The following is a 17,953-nucleotide window of genomic DNA, read 5'->3' as shown; positions in this document are numbered from 1 at the left end:
GGTACCATTTTGGAAGCGGCTGTTGGTGCTTGGTGGATTGGTTAGGCTCTTGAAACCATAGCACTTTCAGCCGCTTTCTTTTATCCCCAGTGAGAAATCCGGGCTAGTGATTAGCCCGTTCAGTGGGACCTGACAAGCACCTATTTTGGGTAATCATTCATGTGAGCTCTGTCTTGACTGGCGTCAATATGGGGGGGGAAGGAATTGGAGTGGCTGGGCCGGCCACAAGTTCAATCCTATTGCCGGCGAGCGGAGCCGTTTTATCTGGTCTTCATGGCAAGATCCGGAGTCATTCAGACAATGGCTTGATGCAGGAGCTGACTGGATCCCCTCAGGAGGTATCTATGCCCGATTCATTACCTGAGCTAATCCCGGGGTAGAACCCGTTAGCCTCTACGTTTGCAATCCGACTGGTTGGGGAGACTTAGCCCCTTTGATGTGATGAAATATCGATGACCTTGAGATATCAGCAGTGATGCTCATCCCAAGGCTGATTCCTGCTATTTAAGGCAGGGTTCCGGAGTCCTGGCTACAGGAAATTGTCCCGGTGAAGCGTCGAGATGTACTGAAGGCTGGCGGTGCCGGTCTCCTGTTAAGTAAAGCTGGTTTCCCGGCCATCGTGCAGGCTGTAAACCGCAAGCCCACACTGCGTGTAGTCGGCACCCATGTCACCCTGCAGGAACCTATACGGCGACGTGCAGAGCAGGATTTAGGCATAAACATCGAATTCTATCCGGGTGGAAGTGCCGAAGTCCTGCTTAAAGCCGCCACAGACCCCGGTTCCTTCGACCTCTACGAGCAGTGGTCGAACAGTATTCGTGTTCTTTGGCAGGCCAATGCCATCCAACCCATCGAAACCCGACGACTGACGTACTGGGACGAAATTAACGATCTGCCCAAGTCGGGGCGAATATCCCCTGAAGCCCAGGTTGGTCATGGGGATGCGCCTCACCGGTTGCTTCATATTCAGCCTAATGGGACTCTGGGCCCCGAACCCTCTGGCATGATTAGCTTCCTGCCATACGCTCATAACGTCGATTCCTTCGGGTATCGCTCAGACGCCGTTAATGAAGGCATTCCCTACGACACGGAAAGCTGGGGATGGCTTTTAGATCCCAAACATCGTGGCCGGGTGGCGATTGTAAACGCACCAAGTATAGGCTTGTTCGATCTTGCTCTGGCCGCTCAGGCTCGGGGGCTCATCCGTTTTGACGATATCGGCCACATGAGCCGGCAGGAAGTCGATCAACTTTTCGAGATCCTCATCGACTACAAACGTCAGGGCCACTTTCGTGGCTTCTGGTCGTCCGTTCCTCATTCCGTGGACCTGATGGCAAGAGGCGATGTTGATATCGAAAGCATGTTTTCGCCTGCAGCTACCCGGTTGCGAGGCATGGGTATTCCCTGTGCCTATGCCGCCCCGAAGGAAGGCTATCGAGCCTGGTATGGGGTTATGTGCCTGTCGTCAGCGATTGACGAAGAACGAAAGGAGGCGGCTTACGCCTTCATGAACTGGTGGTTGTCGGGGTGGCCCGGGGCATTTATTGCGAGGCAGGGCTATTATATTTCCAATGCCCAGCGGTCCCGACAGTACATGAGCTCTGAAGAGTGGGACTTCTGGTACGAAGGCAAGCCTGCTGAAAGCCCCATGACCGGAACCGACGGCAATATTGTGGCGGTTCCCGGGGAAGTCCGTCGCGGAGGTAGTTACATCAAGAGATTCGAGAATGTTGCGGTCTGGAATACGGTCATGGATACCTATGAATACACGCTGACCAAATGGAAGGATCTATTGCTGGCATGATCGGATTCTCCCGGTGGCGCCTGAAGAAACGGATCTTTGCCGGTTTTCTGGTGATCGGTCTGATTGGGGCGGGCGTGGCTCTTGCCATGGGCCTGGCAATAAACAACATCTATTCAGACTTCCGCCGGTTCACTGTTTTCAGCGAGCGGGTAGAGTTAGGTCGGGATCTGTCCACCAGAATGGTTGATCTGCAACGACTGTCGGAGGAGTTTGTTCAGGAGGGCGAAAGCTTCTCATCGGATCAAGCCGATCTGGTGTTCAAGCAGGCGAGAGTTTTGCTGTCCAGACTTGAAGCCGATGCCAGCGAGTCGGTCATCGAGCGGGCCGGTATCATGACCACGCATCTGAACAGCTTTCAGCAGGCGTTCTCAGAGGTGAAGACTCAACGTAACCGACAGAGCCGGCTGATCAACGAGACGATCCGAACCCGGGCGGTAGAGCACGAAGCTCTGGTGGATGAGTTCGCGGCAAGAATTCCGGGATCGGATCCGGAATCGGTTGCTTTGGTGGAACGCCTTCGTAATTCTGTATTGCAAGTCCAACGACTTACTCATCAATATTTCGACTCCCTCGACAATTCGCTGATTCGGGCTATCAGGAGCAATATCCACCAATCTCGGGCGCTAATTCGGCAGCTGGCGGAGCTGCACCGGGATGAGGCCTTGCTGCCTTTGCTTCCTCGTATGGATGAATCGGTGCGCGCCTACCAGGAGGCAATACTGGAAGCCGTGCAGCGGACCCGTGGCTATCTCTTCTTGGTCAACGTGGTAATGGCAGCAGAAACCCATGAAATTCTGTATCAGTCTGATCGGCTTTCCGAGGAGCTCCGCCTCGAAATGGGTCTGATCGAGAGAGATGTAGCCGACACCATCTGGCAGGTGTTCGTATTAGCTCTAGCCAGCAGCGCCTTCATGTTGCTACTGATCATTGGCCTCTCTTATGCAATCGGTCGAAGCATCGCAACGCCTATCGAAAATCTGGCCGTCACTTTCCGCCGACTCGCGAGAGGCGAGACGATCTCTGTCATGTCGCCCCCGGAGCTTGGGCCCGAGCTCCAGGAACTATCTGGTGCGGCTGAGGTGTTCCGGGAGAAAAATGAGGAGACCGAGCGCCTTCTCGTCAGGTACCGGGAAATCAGTGAAGCACTGGAGGAGAGGGTAAAGGAGCGCACGCAGGAACTGGAAGGGGCTAACCGCAAGCTACAACAATTGTCCCGTACTGACGGCCTCACTGGCCTGGCCAACCGGCGTTACTTTGAGGAAATTCTCGATCGGGAATGGTCGACAGCGCTGCGCAATGGGTTAAGTCTGGCAGTCGTCATGCTGGATATCGATTATTTCAAGTCGTTCAATGATCGCTACGGGCACCAGGCAGGTGATCAGTGTTTGCGCGATGTAGCTCGCTCCTTGCAAAAGCACCTGCGTCGTGGAGATGATTTGGCGGCACGCTACGGTGGGGAGGAATTCATCGTCGTCCTCCAGGACACCTCTCATGACAAAGCCATGACTATTGCCGAAAGCTTATGTTTTGCAATATCGGACCTGGACATTCTGCACGAAGACTCCCCTTGGCACAGAGTTACTACCAGTGTCGGGGTAGCAGTGCGCGAACCGGGCAGCGAGATTGATAGTGGTTTCGAACTGGTAAAAAAAGCGGATAACGCACTCTATCGGGCCAAGTTGGCTGGCAAAAATCAGGTGATGATTTCCAGCCCCGGTTGATTCTGGACTGTAACTGGGAGGTTTTCCTCGTAATCAAGGTCAGGACGAGCAGCTGTAATAGGAAAACCCACCGAGATTGAACAACTCTGGCGGCTTCAGTCTGTAGTATTGCTCCTCGCTCTTTTCTGATTGTTCGGCGTATGGTTGCGTCAATACGCCCTGCAGTGCCCTGAGTGGCAGGTATTCACCCTCCGCGGCCTGCTGATAGGCAGGTACCACCAACCACTCCCGCATTGTGTATTTTGGATTGACGAGTTTCATTTTCCTGGAGAGCTTCGCGCGTTGGGGGGACCCGTTGCCATTCGCGCCATCCATGGCGAGCCCGGTACGTGATTTCCACTCAGTGAGCCATTGTGACCAGCGCTCGAACAGCGCGACTGAATCGACCGCCCCTCCTTCGCCCACTGGCCTGTAAAAGCTCTTCTTGAGTGGCTCAATGTCGTCAGGTATCGACGACAGCTCCCGGAAAAAGACCGTGTAATCCACAGGCGTTTGCGTCATCAACGCCATAAGCTCCCTGAAGAGCCCTGCGTCAAAGGCATCAAGCCCCAGCTTCGCTGCCCACATCTTTTCCAATTCCGCCTGCATCACCTCCGGAAAACCTCTTTCAACCTCCCGGAGTTGCGCCAGCTCCTTCTGATGGGCGCTCAGCTGAGGCTGCAGGGCCGAACAGAACATCCTGAAGTTCTGTTCGGCGGCCCCGGGCTGGTTCAGGAAGGAGAAGTGACGGCCTCCACCGGTCCATGGCTGGTAATGGGGATCAAACACTTCACAGAACCCGAAGGGACCATAATCCAGTGTGAAGCCGCCAGCGGCGCAGTTGTCACTGTTAAAATTGCCCTGGCAATAACCGACCCGGATCCAGTTCGCAACCAGGGAAGCAAGACGGCCACGAAACTCACGTGCCAGCATCACGACTTTCGTGGGCATATCGAGTGATTGATCAATGACATCAGCGTACTCCCGATCAATCAGATGGAGCACGAGCTGCTCAAGCTCCTCCATCGCTGCGGGATGTTCCTGCCTCCTGGCACGACGACTGAAGAGTTCGAGCTGGCCCACCCGGATGAATGACGGTGCAACCCGGGTGGAAATCGCGACTGGCTCTGCAATCATCTGGTCCGGTTCCCTCATGCGGGAACCCTCGGAATACCAGGGCCGCCAGACTTTTTCCGTTTTCGATACGTAAAGGCTCAGGGATCGGGAGGTGGGCACGCCCAGCGCGTGCATGTGTTCCTGTGCCAGAAACTCGCGAACGCTTGATCTGAGCACAGCCCGGCCGTCGGCGCCGCGGCAGTAGGGTGTCCGGCCGGCGCCCTTTAACTGCATCTCCCGGCGTCGACCGTTGAAAACACCTTCGAGTACCGAAATTGCACGCCCATCACCGTAGCCATTGCCGGTCTGAAACGGGCACTGCTGGGTGAATTCGGTCCCGTAGATGGACAGCGCATAGCCACACGCCCAACCAACCTTGCGCATCGGCTCTGGAACCTGTTCAAGGTCTCCGGAGAACATCCGGATAAAGTCAGTGGACTGAGCCAGGCTGTCAGCAAAGCCCAATTCGCTGAACAGACCTTCGCTGTGGGCGACGTATTCAGGGGCTTCGATTGGCGTTGGCCTGACTGGCACATAATGCCCGGTGAAGACCTGCCTCGGCATGTGGTCAACGCCGTCCGGATCTGAATCAGGATCACAGTTCAGATTATCCATCAGCGAGTAGTCTGCCATCGGCGCCAGCTCTTCCAGGCTGGTCACGTGGAAGCTCGTTGTTCGCGGTATGCGATTCTCCATCAGAGCTCTCCTGATCAAAAGGAACGCGAGGTTCATTGACTGTTTACAGTGTCGCCTCGAAATCCTTCCGTCAAGATCATGTCGTTACGCTGCTTTTCCGGTTAGCTCATTCGCTGACGGAACTGTAGTGGTCAAGTGTTTCAGGCCACCGGCTCAGTGACGTTGAGCAAAGGCGTGTCTACACTGTACATCATGGCTCATTCCAATGATCGCGGTGCTATACACAATGATTCACTCCGCCGGTTTGGCCGCTATCTGCGGACCCGGTGGGCTTCACCCCGTCGAATCCGGTTCTGGCTGCTGGTGTTGATCATCCTTTACACCTTGCTGGGCTTTTTTGGCTTGCCCTGGATGATCCGTTACTTTGCCGTGACCACCGCCGAGGAAGACTTCGGGCGAGAACTCCGCATAGAAGCAATACAAACGAACCCGTACACGCTGATACTTCAGATCGACGGGGTCGAACTTGACGATACCGACAACCGGAAGCTGCTCGGCTGGAACCGGTTGTTCATCGATTTTGCCTGGTCAAGCGTGGTCGACAGAGCCTGGACCTTTGAAACAATCCGGTTCGACAAACCTGTCGTTCAGGAAGAACGCTTCGCCTCGGGCGAAACCCGCTTCTCCCGATTGGTTCCCGAGCAGTCTGACAAGGCTCCCTCCGATGATGAACCCGCGGCACTGCCTGCGCTGCGCATCAACAATCTGCACGTCGAGGACGGTGTTCTGCGCTTCACTGATAACCTGCAGGAGGCCACAGCTGCTGCCACTAATGATTCGAATCGGGTGTCGCTGGCGTTGCAGGATGTCGGGCTCTCCGTAAAGGAGTTCACTCTACAGAAAGGTGAGCGCTTCCCGGTGCGCCTGGACGGGCAGCTCTCGGAAGGCGGCATGCTGGCGTTCGACGGTACCCTTCAACTTCTGCCCGGCCTCGTACTGGAAGGCAACGCCAGTATCGATGAACTGTCACTGGTGCAGGCGGCACCCTACCTGCGGCAGTTCGCGAAGGTGCGGCTCGATAGCGGCACACTGAATCTGAACGGCCAGATTCAGACAGATGCACAGCAGCCTTTTGCCTTTCAGGGCTCCGCCGGAATTGATGAGCTGAGCATCAGCGAGGGTTCCGATGAGGAACCACTCATCGGATGGCAAAGCCTCCAGACCGAACAGCTTGATCTGCGCCTTGAAGAGAGGCAGCTTGAGACCAACCCCATCGTGGTCGACGGCCTGTTCGGCCGGGTAGTCATCCACGAGGACCAGACCACCAACTTCGGACAGATCATGGCGCAGCCGTCCTCGGCCGAGGCCGGGAATAATGACGATGCCGCGCGCACAGACGAGGAGCCAGCGCCGTTCGGTATCATCATTGAGGCTATCGAACTGACCGACGGCACCCTCCAGTTTGCGGATTACTCTCTCCCACTGCCCTTTTCAACGAGCATCCATTCATTGAGCGGACAAATATCGACCCTGAGCTCCACCTCGGCCGAGCCGGCGCGGGTGAAGCTGGAGGGTCAGGTCGCAGAGTACGGCCTGGCGCGAGCCGATGGCGCCGTCGACGCCTGGCAACCTACGCGTGGAACCAATCTGCAGCTGAGCTTCCGCAACCTTCAGATTCCGGAATACTCCCCTTACACAGTGGACTTCGCTGGCCGCAAGATCGCCGGGGGTACCATGGATCTCGATCTCGATTATACGGTCGAGGAGCAGCAACTTGACGGACACAACAAACTGGTGCTTCGTGATCTGAAACTTGGTGAAAAGATGGCCTCCAGCGATGCCATGGATCTGCCGCTAGACCTTGCCATAGGCCTGCTACAGGACAGTGAGGGCGTCATTGATCTCGATCTCCCGGTGACGGGGAATGTCGGTGATCCGGAATTCGACTTCAACCAGGTCATCCGTCAGGCACTGGGAAGCGCGCTTACGTCGGTCATCAAGGCGCCGTTCGCGTTTCTGGCAAACCTCGTCGGCGCTGACTCGGAAGAACTTGGCCAGGTTGAATTTCTGGCAGGCCGCACCGACCTCCTCCCTCCCCAGCGCGAGCGCGTTGCCAAGCTCCGCGAAGCTCTCAAGCAGCGCCCGGCTTTAGTCCTTGAGCTTGCCGGCCCCGTCAGCCGAACTTTCGATGGCCCGGCTCTGCAACGCGAGAAAGCCATCGAAACCCTGCGGCAACGTTTGGCTGAAGCGGGGCGCGAAGCCGAGGATCCCAGCCTGACAGCCGAACCTAATCAGGGCATTGTCGAGAAGATGTTCACCACGCATTACCCGGAGACGGACCTGGAGTCGGTCCAGGCACGCTTCACGGAAAAACAGAGTGAGTCATCGGACGAAAAGGAACTGGACGCCCTGTCCTATCGCAACCACCTGGCCGAACAGATCATCGCCGCCCAATCCATTACAGAGGCCGAGCTCGAAGCCATCGCCAATGCTCGCGCATCAGCGGTAAAAGACACATTGGCCGACCCGGCCTCGGACACCCGTATCGCCGCTGACAGAGTGCGTCTTCTGGCTCCCGAAGCGATCGATTCAGTGGACGGCGAGCGCATTGCCATGGAAGTGGGTATCACCGCGAACTGAGACATGCGAGGGCGTGTCAAGTGGTCAGGCCCGGACATCCCGGTTCAGCCATTACCGGCGAGCAACTGCTCGAAGGTAGTGACGGTCCCGGGGTTGTCCGGCTCATAGCCCGGGAGGTGGTGGATGCGGTCGACGAAGGCTTGTGAACGTATCAGTTCGATCAGACTGGACAGATCGCCCTGCTCCAGACGCTCTTCATGGCAAAGCAGCAGGTAATGCTCGCAGGCCATCTCCACGAAATCGAGATTGAACTGGCTGGCGGCCGCTTCCACACCGAAGCCAACGTCGGCCATACCGGAGGCCACGAAGGCCGCGACGGCAGTATGAGTGAACTCTTGCTCGGGCGACCAGTTGATGCTGTCTTCCGTCAGGCCGGCATTGCGCATCAGGAGGTTAAACAGGATGCGGGTGCCGGAATGTCTGTCCCGGCCGATGAAGCGGAGTCCGGAGCTGGCCAGTTCGGCAAGGGACTGAACTTTCACCGTCGCATCTTTTCGCATCATCAGACCTTCCCGCCGGGTGACGAAGCGTATGAGGCAGTACCGGTTACCAGCCAGCTGATGGTGGTAATGGGCCATGATGTCCCGGGCGCGTTCCGGGCAGGTGGGAAAGTGAAAGCTGGCGATGTCGCATTCACCCCGGTTGAGCGCCGTTAGTGCTTCCTCAGAGTTGCGATACTGCAGGTTGATTTCAAGCTGATCGGAAAATTCGGGCAGCAGGGCTACCGCATAACCGTGGCTGGCGTGCAGACGCAGTACCGGGTGTTGGCCAGCCAGCAGTTGCTGCACCTGGTCATTAAGCTCTGAGGCCATGCTGTCGATCTGGGGGCCGAGCCGGGCTTTTACGCGATGATCGGTCCATAGCAGTTCTTCACCAAGGGCTGAGAGAGTCGTGCCCTGCCCTTTGTGCATGACAACCAGTGGCAACCCGAAGACATCACTACCACGTTTAAGCAGGTTCCAGGCGTGCCGGTAGGAAATGCCGGCCGCTTCCGCCGAGACAGTCAGTTTGCCGGTATCGCGGATGCTTTCGAGCAGACGGAAAAGAACCGGCTCGAACAGCTCGCCGTCGTCGGTCCGAAAGACCCAGGCGGGGGAAATGCTGAGCTTCTTCTTATGCATTGAAATTCATATTCCGTGGCCAGGGATCGGGTGCTAATGTAAGGCTAGCACTGTACCAAAACAAAAACAGACTGGAACAGTTATGCATAGGTCCCAGCAGACAAGCCAACAACCGCCTGGCGCCACGATGCCCAGCGCCGGCGACTGGACACCTGACATGATCCGGGGTGCAGTGGACTCCCTGAAACACAAGCCCGGTCCCCTGCTCCCCATCCTTCATGCCGTCCAGAACCGGGTTGGCTATATCCCCGAAGGCGCGGTGGCCATCATCGCCGAGGCGCTGCAGCAGACCCGGGCCGAAGTGCACGGGGTGATCAGCTTCTATCATCATTTCCGGACCCACCCGGTGGGCAGCAAGGTTATCCATGTTTGCCGGGCAGAAGCCTGCCAGGCAATGGGTGGCCGGGCCCTGGAAGACCACATCAAGGCCAGGCTGGGTGTGGATTATCATGGCACCACTGCCGATAACGAATTCACTCTGGAGCCGGTGTACTGCCTCGGCAATTGCGCCTGTGCACCGTCCATCCGCGTGAACGACGATATTCACGGTCGGATCACACCGCAGAAGTTTGACCGCCTGGCGGACAGGCTCACCACCTCCACCCTGGAAATCCGGTAATCACAGGAGCGTTGATCATGGCGACAAGAATCTACGTGCCCTGCGATACCACCGCCCTGTCCATGGGCGCCGACGAGGTGGCGAGGCTGATTGGGTACCACGCCGGTGCTCAGGGCGTGGATATGGAACTGGTGCGCAACGGCTCCCGAGGATTGTTCTGGCTTGAGCCACTGGTGGAAATCGAGACCGACGCGGGCAGGATCGGCTATGGCCCGGTTGAACCGGACGACGTTCAGGGTCTGGTGGACGCCGGCCTGTTCGATGGCAAATCCGAGCACCCGCTGTTTCTCGGCCCGGTGGTGGACATCCCTTATCTCAAGCATCAGCAGCGCCTGACCTTTTCACGGATTGGCATTACCGATCCATTGTCCATTGATGACTATCGATCCCATGGTGGATTTGAGGGGCTGGAAAAGGCCGTGGCCATGACACCCCAGGCGATTGTGGGTGAGGTCAAGACCTCCGGCCTGCGTGGCCGGGGTGGCGCGGCCTTCCCCACCGGCATCAAGTGGCAGACGGTTCATGACCAGCCCTGGCAACAACAGAAATACATCGTCTGCAACGCCGACGAGGGCGATTCCGGCACCTTTGCCGACCGGCTGGTCATGGAGTGCGACCCCTACATGCTGATCGAAGGCATGACGATTGCCGGGCTGGCCGTAGGTGCTACCCAGGGGTTCATTTATCTGCGCTCGGAATACCCGGTGGCGCACCGCATGCTGGACGAAGCCATCCGCTGTGCCGAGGCAGAAGGCTATCTTGGCGCGAATGTCCGGGGCAGTGGCCGTGATTTCCACCTGGAAGTGCGGCTGGCGGCGGGCGCCTATATTTGCGGTGAGGAAACCGCTTTGCTGGAAAGCCTTGAGGGCAAGCGGGGCCTGGTGCGGGCAAAACCGCCGCTACCCGCCATCAAGGGCCTGTTCGGTCAGCCCACAGTGGTGAACAACGTGCTGTCGTTCGCGGCTGTCCCGTTCATTCTAGACCAGGGCGGCCAGGCCTACGCCGATTACGGCATGGGTAAATCACGGGGCACACTGCCGATCCAGCTGGCGGGCAACATCCGCCGGGGCGGGCTCATCGAACTGGCCTTCGGCGTCAGCCTGAAGGAAATCCTCGAAGACTTTGGCGGTGGCTCCTTCACCGGCCGGCCCATGAAGGCCGTCCAGGTGGGTGGGCCGTTGATGGCCTATATGCCGCAAGACCAGTGGGACACACCAATGGATTATGAAGCCTTTGCCGAACTCGGCGCGGGCATCGGCCACGGTGGGGTGGTGGTATTTGACGACACCGTGGATATGGGGGCTCAGGCCCGCTTCGCCATGGAGTTCTGCACCGTGGAGTCCTGCGGCAAGTGCACACCCTGCCGGATCGGCTCGGTACGTGGTGTTGAAGTGATCGACCGTATTCGCGCCGGCGAGAACCGGGACGCCAACCTGACCCTGCTGGAAGATCTGTGCGAGACCATGGTGGATGGTTCCCTGTGTGCCATGGGTGGGATGACCCCGTTCCCGGTGCAGAGCGTGGTAAAACATTTCCCGGACGACCTGACGGCCTGACCCGAGCGAGTGGAGGCACGGACATGTTGCAATATTTCGAACCGAATCAGAGTAGTCTGAACCCGAATATCGACTACGGCACGCCGCCCGGCACCTCCGAAACCCTGGTCAGCCTGTCCATCGACGGCACCACCATCAGCGTCCCCGGAGGCACATCTGTGCTGCGGGCGGCTGCTCTGGCGGGCATTAACATTCCCAGATTGTGCGCATCGGACAATCTGGAAGCCTTCGGCTCCTGCCGCATGTGCGCGGTGGAAGTTGAAGGACGCCGGGGCTATCCGGCGTCCTGTACCACGCCTGTCACCGAAGGCATGGCGGTGACCACCCAGAACGGCAAACTGGCGAAGCTCCGGCGCAACATTATGGAGCTTTACATTTCCGACCATCCGCTGGACTGCCTCACCTGCCCGGCCAACGGCAACTGCGAGCTGCAGGATGTCGCCGGCGCCGTGGGCCTGCGGGAAGTGCGCTACGGCTTCGAGGGCAAGAATCATCTGGATGCGGAAGTGGACGATTCCAACCCGTATTTCAGCTTCGACCCCAGCAAGTGCATTGTCTGCTCCCGCTGCGTGCGTGCCTGTGAGGAAGTGCAGGGAACCTTCGCCCTGACCATCGACGGCCGCGGTTTTGACTCCAGCGTCTCCGCCGGCCAGAACGACCCGTTCATGGATTCCGAGTGTGTGTCTTGTGGAGCCTGCGTGCAGGCGTGCCCCACCTCCACATTGATGGAAAAGAGCGTGATTGACGCCGGCCAGCCCGAGCACAGCGTGGTGACCACCTGCGCCTATTGCGGTGTCGGCTGCTCATTCAAGGCAGAAATGAAAGGCGACCAGTTGGTGCGCATGGTTCCCTACAAGGGCGGCCAAGCCAACCACGGCCATTCCTGTGTCAAAGGCCGGTTTGCCTTTGGCTACGCCACTCATAAGGACCGCATCAGCGAACCGATGATCCGAGAGTCCATCAACGACCCCTGGCAAGTGGTGTCCTGGGACGAGGCCATCGCGTTCTCGGCGAAAAAGCTCAAGGACACCCAGTCCCGATATGGCCGGGAAAGCATTGGCGGGATTACCTCGTCCCGTTGTACCAACGAGGAAACCTACCTGGTACAGAAGCTGATACGAGCCGCATTCGGTAACAACAACACCGACACCTGTGCCCGGGTCTGCCATTCCCCCACCGGCTTTGGCCTGAAAACCACTCTGGGCGAATCCGCCGGTACCCAGACCTTCGATTCCGTCCTGAAAGCCGACACCATTGTGGTAATCGGTGCCAACCCCACCGATGCACACCCGGTATTCGCCTCCCAGATGCGCCGGCGCTTGCGCCAGGGCGCGAAACTGATCGTGATTGATCCGCGCCGAATCGACCTGTTGAAAACGCCCCACGGCACGGAGGGGATTCACCTGCCGCTGCGCCCGGGCACCAATGTGGCCATGGTCAATGCCATGGCCCACGTCATTGTCACCGAGGGCCTGCAAGACCAGGCCTTTATCGAAAGCCGCTGTGAGCCAAAGCCGTTCAATCAATGGCGAGAGTTCATTGCCGAAGAGCGCAATTCGCCGGAAGCCATGGAAGCGGTCACCGGCGTATCGGCCGAGCTGGTACGCCAGGCCGCCCGGGCCTATGGTGAGGCGGGTAATGGCGCCATCTATTACGGCCTGGGGGTCACCGAGCACAGTCAGGGCTCCACCATGGTAATGGGTATTGCCAACCTGGCCATGGCCACCGGCAACATTGGGCGTGAAGGTGTCGGCGTTAACCCTCTGCGGGGCCAGAACAACGTTCAGGGTTCCTGCGATATGGGCTCCTTTCCCCACGAACTTCCGGGTTACCAGCATGTGGGCGATCCGGCAGTGCGGGCCAGGTTCCAGGACGACTGGGGCGTGGCCATTGATGACGAACCGGGCCTGCGGATTCCCAACATGTTCGATGCCGCCATAGCCGGCAGCTTCAAGGCCATGTATGTGCAGGGCGAAGACATCGCCCAGTCCGATCCCAACACCCAGCATGTGGAAGCCGCACTCAGTGCCCTGGACTGCCTGATCGTGCAGGACATTTTCCTGAACGAAACCGCCAAGTACGCCCACGTGCTGTTGCCGGGCTCCACGTTCCTCGAGAAGAACGGCACCTTCACTAACGCCGAACGCCGCATCAACCGGGTACGCAAGGTGATGGCGCCAGTAGCGGGCCTGGAGGACTGGGAAGTGACCATGGCCCTGTCCAACGCCCTGGGTTACCCCATGAACTACAAGCATCCGTCCGAGATCATGGACGAGATTGCCCGGCTGACCCCGACATTTACCGGTGTCAGCTATGACAAACTCGAGAAACTGGGCAGCATTCAGTGGCCTTGCAACGAGAAGCATCCGGATGGCACTCCCACCATGCACGCCCTGGATTTCCCGATCGGTAAGGGCAGGTTCGCGGTCACCGAGTATGTCGCCAGCGAAGAGAAAACCAACCGCAGGTTCCCGTTGCTGCTGACCACCGGCCGGATTCTGAGCCAGTACAACGTGGGAGCCCAGACCCGCCGTACCGAAAACAGCCACTGGCACCATGAGGATGTGCTGGATATCCATCCCAGCGACGCCGAGCTGCGGGGTATCCGCGAAGGTGACTGGCTGGGCATTTCCAGCCGGGTGGGACAGACGGTTTTGCGGGCCCGGATCAGTGACCGGATGCTGCCCGGGGTGGTCTACACCACCTTCCACCATCCGGGTAGCGGTGCCAACGTGGTCACCACCGACAGCTCCGACTGGGCCACCAATTGCCCCGAGTACAAAGTAACGGCGGTACAGGTAGAGAAAGTCAGCCAGCCGTCGGCCTGGCAGCGCCACTTCCAACAGTTCGACCAGCGCCAGCATGGGTTGCTTGAGCCTGCAGCCAGCCAGACGGAGCCATCCGGTGTTTCGGCCCGCAAGTAAGCCGGCGTTTTCTGCCATGGCACCCACTGGCCCCGATTCTCCGAAGGATGTTTCGGAGGCCTGTGAGACCCCGGTGGAGGTACATGGCGGCATGGAGGGTGCGCGTGCCCGCGATATGGTTGCTGAAGAGCTGCCCGTGGCGATGGTGTACAACGGCATTTCTTACGCCGTGATGATGGCCTCACCCTGTGCCCTGGAGGACTTTGCTCTTGGCTTCAGCCTGTCTGAAGGCATTCTTGAGCGCCCGGAGCAACTCTTCGACCTGGATATAGCGGTCGGCGAACAGGGGATTTCACTGGAAATGCACGTTGCCGGCGACTGCTTCGCCCGGCTGCGTGAACAGCGCCGGAACATGGCAGGCAGAACCGGCTGCGGCCTGTGTGGCACCGAATCCCTGGCCCAGGCTATCCGGTCTATCCCCCGGGTACCCGCCAACCCGGTGCCGGCCGACGAAGCGGTGCAACGGGCCCTGCGCAATCTCCGGAATTACCAGCCCTTGCAGGAACAGACCGGAGCTACGCACGGGGCTGCCTGGTGTGATGACGAGGGCGAAATACAGCAGGCCCGGGAAGACGTCGGCCGCCATAATGCCCTGGACAAGCTGATTGGTGCCAGGGTCCGGAGTCATGGTGCCAGGGCCTTTGACCACGGTTTCATGCTGATCTCCAGCCGGGCCAGCTTCGAGATGGTGCAGAAAAGTGCGACTGTTGGTGTCAGCAGCCTGATTGCGGTTTCCGCTGCCACTGCTCTGGCCATCCGGGAGGCGCGCAAGGCCGGTATGACCCTGATCGGATTTGCCCGCCCCGGGCGACACGTTACCTATGCCCGTGGCGACGACCAACCTTTTGAGGAGACCCGAGGATGAGCGATCAACAGCTCCGGAACCTGATCAGGATGATCAACCAGATCAGTATCAACAACCTTCACCAGGGCGATGAAAATCAGGCCGCCGAGGTGGTTGCGACGCACGTAAAGAAGTTCTGGGCCCGAAGCATGAAGCAGCAGATTATCGACTACGCGGAATCTGACGGGACCGAACTGTCCACGGTTTCCAGGCTGGCGGTCAAACAACTGGCGGTGCCCCAGCAAGCCTGAATCCGGTCACTGACAGCCTGCCGGCCTCTCGCCTCTCGTTTGCCGTTTTTGGACGACTTGGTGTCGTATTGGATTTACCTCCCCCGGCCAATCAGGGCCACATTGAATCAAGGCCGCAGCCCGGCGCTGGCGTTCATTGTGGGTAAAGGGGAACAACATGGCACAACTACCAAAACGGGCAAAAGTCGTCATCATTGGCCAGGGCGGTATCGTCGGGGCCTCGGTAGCCCACCACCTGATCGAGCAAGGCTGGGATGACATCGTAGGGCTGGAAAAATCGGCCATTCCCTCAGACATCGGCTCCACCTCCCACGCCTCGGACTTCTGCTTTACCACCTCCCACGACAAGCTGAACATCTACACCACCAAGTACAGCCAGGCCTTTTATGAAAAGCGTGGCAATTATGTGAAGTGCGGCGGCATGGAGGTGGCTCGCATCGACGATGACGAGCGCATGGACGAACTCCGCCGCAAGGTAGGCTCCGGGAAAGCGTTTGGCACCAACGTCAGCATGATCTCGCCCAGGCAGGCGAAAGAGCTGTTCCCGCTGGTGGATGAGAGCCAGATCCAGGGCGCCATGTGGGACCCGGACGCAGGGTTGGTAGTGCCCCGTTCCCAGAAAGTCGCCGGCGACCTGGTGGAGGAAGCGGTCGCTACCGGTAAGCTGCAGGCCTTTGCCTACACCCCGGCCATCCGCATTGATGTCCAGGACGGCCAGGTACGCGGCGTTGAAACCCACAAGGGCTACATTGAAGCCGAGTACGTGGTGCTCTCAATGGGCATCTGGGGGCCACTCATGGCAAACACCGCCAATGCGCCCCTGCCGTTGATGCCTCTGGAACATCCCCTGCTCTTCTTCGGCCCCTGGGAGGAACTGGCCGGCACCGGCAAGCAGATTGTCTATCCGCTGTTCCGCGACCAGGGCAACTCCGCCTATGTGCGGGATACCGGCGACCCCACCACCACCGAAGGGGGCCGTATCGAATGGGGCTATTACGAGGCCGAGAATCCGCGGCTGGTCTATCCTGGCGCCATCGCCGAGCCCGGCGAAGCGCGAATGTCACCGTCCATGCGGGATCTATCCCTCGAGCAGGTCATGGGCGCCTATGAAAAAGCCATCGAAATGACCCCGATCCTGGGCGAGCTGGGCTGGGAGGAAAAGCACTCCTTCAATGGCCTGCTGTCGGTGACACCCGACGGTGGCTCATTGATGGGTGAATGTCCGGAAGTGCGCAACCTGTGGTTCTGCGAAGCGGTCTGGGTCAAGGATGGCCCTGGCGCGGGCAAGGTTCTGGCGGACTGGATGACCCATGGTTCGCCGGACATGGACCCCCACAGTATCGATATCGCCCGTCACTATCCGCTGCAAAAAACACCGGATTACGTCTACGATCGCTGCTACGAAACCGCCAAAAAGATCTACACCCCGGCGGTTCACCCCCGCGAGCCCTACATGACCGGCCGTGGCATGCGGACCAGCCCGTTCTACCTGCGGGAAGTTGAACTGGGCGCCTACTTCATGGAAGCCGCCGGCTGGGAACGGGCCCATGGCTACGCCGCCAATGAGTCTAACCTGCTGGCGAAATACCGCGACCGTATCCCGGTGCGGGAGCACGAGTGGGACGCGCGGCATTTCTGGGAAGTGTCCAACGCCGAACAGCTGGAGATGAGCGAATCCGTGGGCATGATCAACCTCTCCCACTTCGCCATCTTCGACATTTCCGGGAAAGACGCGGAAGCGTTGCTGGAATATTTGTCGGTCGCCAAGGTAGGTGGCACCACACCCCATGGCAAAGGCGTCTACACCCACTTCCTTGATGCCCGTGGTGGCGTCCGCTCCGACCTGACCATCATTCGCCGGGGCGACAACGACTACCGGGTGGTCTGCGGCGGCGATACCGGCCACCGGGACCACTGCTGGATCACCCGCATCGCCCGGGAAAGACACCTGGGCGACATCCATATTCAGGATCGCACCGACGAGCTGGCCACCCTGGGGCTCTGGGGCCCGAAGGCCCGCGAAACTCTGGCGCAATTCGTCACCGACCCGGACGAACTGTCGGCAGCGAACTTCCCTTTTGCCACTGCGCGGGAGCTGAACGTTCAGGGGGTTCCGGTATGGGCCTTCCGGATCTCGTATGTTGGCGAGCAGGGCTGGGAACTCTACTTCCCGTTCAGTTATGGCCTGCGGGTCTGGGACCTGCTCTACGACGCCGGCGTTACCCCGGTGGGCATCGAGACCTACGCCAACACCCGGCGCCTGGAGAAGAGCCTGCGCCTGCAGAATGTGGACCTGGAGACCGAATACAACCTTTACGAAGCCGGGTTACAGCGGCCCAAGGTGAAGGAGGCCGATTTCCACGGTAAGGCCGCTTACCTGGAACAACGGGAAAGGTCCCGCCAGGCGGCGTACCTGTGCACCATGACCATGACCGACCACCGGGACGCCAATGGCGTGCTGCGCTATCCGGTTGGCCAATGGCCCATCCTGGATCCGCAGACAGGCGAGGTGCTGGTGGACAGCCTTGGCAGGCGCTCCTATAACACCAGCGCGGCCTGGGGACCTTCGGTGGGCAAGATCATCCTGCTGGGTTACATCCCCGCTGAGTATGCCCGGGAAGGGCGGGAACTGACCCTGGAATACTTCCAGGAGCACTACCCTGTCCGTATCGAGGCAGTGGGATACCGGGCGCTGTTTGATCCGGACAACGAACGGGTCAAGTCCTGAGCGGTTGTCCGTTG

At 59.1% G+C, this 17,953-nt stretch carries 11 protein-coding genes; 9 read left to right on the top strand and 2 right to left on the bottom strand.

The features are described 5' to 3' along the window. The first annotated feature begins 547 nt into the window (after positions 1–547). Positions 548–1,804, top strand: coding sequence for an ABC transporter substrate-binding protein (locus tag IE079_RS12910; protein ID WP_227712490.1), 1,257 nt, complete (start codon positions 548–550; stop codon positions 1,802–1,804). Next, positions 1,801–3,525, top strand: coding sequence for a GGDEF domain-containing protein (locus IE079_RS12905; RefSeq protein WP_189577039.1), 1,725 nt, complete (start codon positions 1,801–1,803; stop codon positions 3,523–3,525). The genes IE079_RS12910 and IE079_RS12905 overlap by 4 nt, the downstream gene beginning before the upstream one ends. Before the next feature lie 39 nt (positions 3,526–3,564). On the opposite strand, the gene IE079_RS12900 is transcribed toward IE079_RS12905, so the two are convergent. Beyond that, a complete protein-coding gene (locus IE079_RS12900; protein ID WP_189577037.1) occupies positions 3,565–5,316 on the bottom strand; it encodes a protein adenylyltransferase SelO in 1,752 nt (583 codons plus the stop codon). Positions 5,317–5,451: 135 nt separating this feature from the next. On the opposite strand from IE079_RS12900, the gene IE079_RS12895 reads away from it, so the two are divergent. Further along, complete coding sequence (locus tag IE079_RS12895; protein WP_227712489.1) at positions 5,452–7,896, top strand: DUF748 domain-containing protein; 2,445 nt, start codon at positions 5,452–5,454, stop codon at positions 7,894–7,896. A gap of 44 nt (positions 7,897–7,940) precedes the next feature. On the opposite strand, the gene IE079_RS12890 is transcribed toward IE079_RS12895, so the two are convergent. After that, positions 7,941–9,017 (bottom strand): substrate-binding domain-containing protein, encoded by a 1,077-nt coding sequence (locus tag IE079_RS12890; RefSeq protein WP_189577034.1) that lies wholly within the window; start codon positions 9,015–9,017, stop codon positions 7,941–7,943. An 82-nt stretch (positions 9,018–9,099) separates the two neighbouring features. Between IE079_RS12890 and IE079_RS12885 the strand changes: the two genes are divergently transcribed. From IE079_RS12885 to IE079_RS12860, 6 genes are all read left to right on the top strand, one after another. Then, positions 9,100–9,636 carry a formate dehydrogenase subunit gamma gene (locus tag IE079_RS12885; RefSeq protein WP_227712488.1) on the top strand — a complete coding sequence of 179 codons (537 nt, stop codon included), beginning with the start codon at positions 9,100–9,102 and terminating at the stop codon, positions 9,634–9,636. 17 nt (positions 9,637–9,653) lie between these two features. After that, entirely contained in the window at positions 9,654–11,192 is a 1,539-nt protein-coding gene (locus tag IE079_RS12880) for a formate dehydrogenase beta subunit (protein ID WP_189577032.1), read from the top strand. 23 nt (positions 11,193–11,215) lie between these two features. Then, the gene (fdhF, locus tag IE079_RS12875; RefSeq protein WP_189577031.1) at positions 11,216–14,116 is read left to right on the top strand and encodes a formate dehydrogenase subunit alpha; all 2,901 of its coding nucleotides are present in this window, start codon (positions 11,216–11,218) and stop codon (positions 14,114–14,116) included. 16 nt (positions 14,117–14,132) lie between these two features. Continuing rightward, positions 14,133–14,981 carry a formate dehydrogenase accessory sulfurtransferase FdhD gene (gene fdhD / locus IE079_RS12870; RefSeq protein ID WP_189577030.1) on the top strand — a complete coding sequence of 283 codons (849 nt, stop codon included), beginning with the start codon at positions 14,133–14,135 and terminating at the stop codon, positions 14,979–14,981. Continuing rightward, positions 14,978–15,211 carry a formate dehydrogenase subunit delta gene (locus IE079_RS12865; RefSeq protein ID WP_189577029.1) on the top strand — a complete coding sequence of 78 codons (234 nt, stop codon included), beginning with the start codon at positions 14,978–14,980 and terminating at the stop codon, positions 15,209–15,211. Before fdhD ends, IE079_RS12865 begins: the two co-directional genes overlap by 4 nt. A 157-nt stretch (positions 15,212–15,368) precedes the next feature. Then, entirely contained in the window at positions 15,369–17,939 is a 2,571-nt protein-coding gene (locus IE079_RS12860; protein WP_189577028.1) for a GcvT family protein, read from the top strand. Positions 17,940–17,953: the final 14 nt, after the last annotated feature.

This window comes from Marinobacter zhanjiangensis, from assembly GCF_014651935.1.
Taxonomy (GTDB): domain Bacteria; phylum Pseudomonadota; class Gammaproteobacteria; order Pseudomonadales; family Oleiphilaceae; genus Marinobacter; species Marinobacter zhanjiangensis.
This window is presented reverse-complemented; position numbering and strand designations above follow the sequence as displayed.